Below are 2,953 nucleotides of genomic sequence, written 5' to 3'. Positions count from 1 at the left end.
CCGGACCTCTAGAATGGGGCAATTTTTCCCGGTTCGGGTTTTCCCTTTCGCCCCACCGAAATCCTCCCGCATTTCCCCGGAAGATCGCAACGTTGTATTCCCGGAGAATCCGGTGCAGCATTTCGGGGCCCTTTCCGCCACCCGTTCCCAGGGGGCACCACCGTGCTCACGACCACCCCGACCCCCGACGTGCTCACCGCCGAGCAGCACCACCTCGACCGCGCCCGCGCCGAGCTGGCCCGGATGCGCGAGCACACCCTCTCCCTCGTGCCCGACGGCGGCGACGCCATCGCCGACGAGGCCCTGGCCTGGGCGCTGCACCGGCGCGCGGCCGGCCTCCTCGACGACCCGCACACCACGCTGTTCTTCGGCCGCACCGACACCACCGGTGGGGAGTCCTTCCACATCGGCCGCCGCCACGTCACCGACGCCGCGGGCGACCCCGTCGTCGTGGACTGGCGCGCCGACGTCTCCCGCGCCTTCTACCGCGCCAGCCGCACCGACCCGCAGGGCGTCGTGCTGCGCCGCCGCTTCGGGGTGGAGCGCGGCCGGCTCACCGCCTACGAGGACGAGCACCTCGGGGACCCGCGGCAGGGCGAGGACGCCCCCAGCCGCATCCTCGCCCGCGAGATCGAGCGGCCCAGGTCCGGCCCCATGCGCGACATCGTCGCCACCATCCAGCCCGAGCAGGACGTCCTCGTGCGCGCCGGCCTCACCACCAGCGTCTGCGTGCAGGGCGCCCCCGGCACCGGCAAGACCGCCGTGGGGCTGCACCGCGCGGCCTGGCTGCTCTACGCCCACCGCGACCGCCTCACCCGCCAGGGCGTCCTCGTCATCGGGCCCAACCGCGCCTTCCTCGGCCACATCTCCGCGGTGCTGCCGGCGCTGGGGGAGGTGCAGGTGCGCCACACCACCGTCGACGGGCTCGTGGCCGGCGGCACCCGCGTGCGGGGGAGCGACCCGGTGCCCGTGGCGGTCCTCAAGGGCGACGCCCGGCTGGCGCAGGTGCTGCGGCGGGCGGTGGCCTCGGCGGTGCGCGACCCCGCCGAGGTGCTGGAGGGCGGCGCCCTGGTCGTGACCCGCGGCTCGCGGCGCTGGCGGGTGCCCGCGCACGAGCTGCGCGAGGTGCTGGCCGAGCTGGGCGGCCGCGGCGTCCGCCACGAGGCGGCCCGCGCGCTGCTGCCGCACCGGCTGGCCCACGCGGTGCTGCTGCGGATGGAGGCCGCCGGGGACTCCCCCGACGACCGGGTCGCCGACGCCGTCGCCCGCAGCGCGGAGGTCAGGCGCGCGGTGCGGGCGCTGTGGCCGCCGCTGGACGCCGCGAAGCTGCTGCACCGGCTGCTGTCCGACGCCGGGTTCCTCGCCGCCTGCGCCGAGGGGGTGCTGGGGGCGGGGGAGCAGGAGCTGCTGCGCTGGCCGCGCCCACCCCGCACCGCCGGCGCCGCCCGGTGGAGCCCGGCCGACGCGGTGCTCCTCGACGAGCTGGCGGACCTGCTGCAGCGCACGCCCTCGGTGGCGCACGTGGTGCTCGACGAGGCGCAGGACCTGTCGCCGATGCAGCTGCGGGCGGTGGCGCGGCGCTGCTCCACGGGGTCGGTCACCGTCCTGGGCGACATCGCGCAGGGCACCACGCCGTGGTCGGCGCGGGACTGGGTGGAGGTGCTGGGCCACCTCGGCAAGCCGGACGGGCGGCTGGAGGTGCTCGACCGCGGCTTCCGGGTGCCGGCGGCGGTGCTGGACTACGCCACCCGGCTGCTGCCGCACGTCGCGCCCGGGCTGGGCCGGCCGCGCTCGGTGCGCGAGGACGCCGGGTCCCTGGAGGTGCTGGCGGCGGCGGAGCTGTGGCCGGCGGTGGCGGCGGCGGTGGGGCGGGCGGCGGCGCAGGAGGGCACCGTCGGGGTGGTGGTGGCCGACGCGGCGGTGGACGAGGCGGTGCGGGCCCTGGCCGGTACCCCGCACGTGGTGCTGGGCGCGTCGGCGGACGAGGAGGAGGGCGGGGAGCCGGTCCGGGTGCGGGTGGTGCCGGCCTCGCTGGCCAAGGGCCTGGAGTTCGACCGCGTCGTCGTCGCCGAGCCCGCCGACCTGGTGGACGCCGAGCCGGACGGGCGCACCGGGCTGCGCCGGCTCTACGTGGTGCTGACCCGGGCGGTGTCCGGCCTGGTCGTCGTGCACGCGCGGCCGCTGCCGGCCGAGCTCGCCGCACCCGCCTGAGGCCCGGCCCGGGCCGCCGGCTCAGCCGCCGAGCGCCTTCAGGAGCGGGTCGACGCGGTAGGAGACGAGCTCGCGCATGGCCAGGGAGGTGCGGGTGCGGGTGACGCCCGGGATGGCGAGGATCTCCTGCCCGACCCGGTAGAGGTCCTCGGCGTCGCGGGCCACCACCCGGCACATGAGGTCGCCGTCGCCGGTGATGCCGTGCACCTCCAGCACCTCGGGGATCTCCCGCAGGCCGCCCAGCACCGAGGCCTGCTGGCCCTGGTGGATCTCCACCATGACGAACGCGGAGACGGTGAAACCCAGCGCCGCGGGGTTGAGGCGGCGGCTGAACCGGGTGAGGACGCCGTCGCTCTCCAGCCGCTCCAGGTGGGCCTGCACGGTGCCGCGCGCCAGGCCGAGCTGGCGGGACAGGCCGAGGACCGTGGCGCGCGGGTCCTCGTCGAGGGCTAGGAGGATCCGGGCGTCAGTGGGGTCGAGGCGGCGCACGCGGTCATTGTGTCGGACGGGGGGCGCCGGGGGGTGGGCGTTCTGACCATCCGGAGCGCCGGAAAGGGCACGAAAGGATCACGATCGGGCCGTGGGGCGGGTCGTCGTCCCCGGCCCGCCCCGGGCCACCGGCGCCGGCCACCGGCGGGGAAACGCCCCCGCGCGGCCCGTCGGCGCGGGAGGATCTGCACGGCGGCGCGCGCGTCGCGAGGGGGTGGTCGTGGTGGCGCACGAGGCGGCGGGGCCCGCGGGC

At 77.3% G+C, this 2,953-nt stretch carries 2 protein-coding genes; one reads left to right on the top strand and one right to left on the bottom strand.

Features of this window, described 5'->3' with window-relative positions; genetic code table 11:
- Positions 1-162: 162 nt before the first annotated feature.
- Complete coding sequence (locus tag ABEB16_RS14560) at positions 163-2,211, top strand: HelD family protein (protein WP_345712959.1); 2,049 nt, start codon at positions 163-165, stop codon at positions 2,209-2,211.
- Between the two features lie 21 nt (positions 2,212-2,232).
- Here ABEB16_RS14560 and ABEB16_RS14555 read toward each other — a convergent pair whose 3' ends face one another.
- The gene (locus tag ABEB16_RS14555; RefSeq protein ID WP_345712958.1) at positions 2,233-2,700 is read right to left on the bottom strand and encodes an Lrp/AsnC family transcriptional regulator; all 468 of its coding nucleotides are present in this window, start codon (positions 2,698-2,700) and stop codon (positions 2,233-2,235) included.
- Positions 2,701-2,953: the final 253 nt, after the last annotated feature.

The organism is Kineococcus glutinatus (genome assembly GCF_039542765.1).
In the GTDB taxonomy this organism is placed as follows: Bacteria; Actinomycetota; Actinomycetes; order Actinomycetales; family Kineococcaceae; genus Kineococcus_A; species Kineococcus_A glutinatus.
The sequence above is the reverse complement of the archived record's forward strand: the minus strand, read 5'-3'. Positions and strand labels throughout refer to the sequence as shown.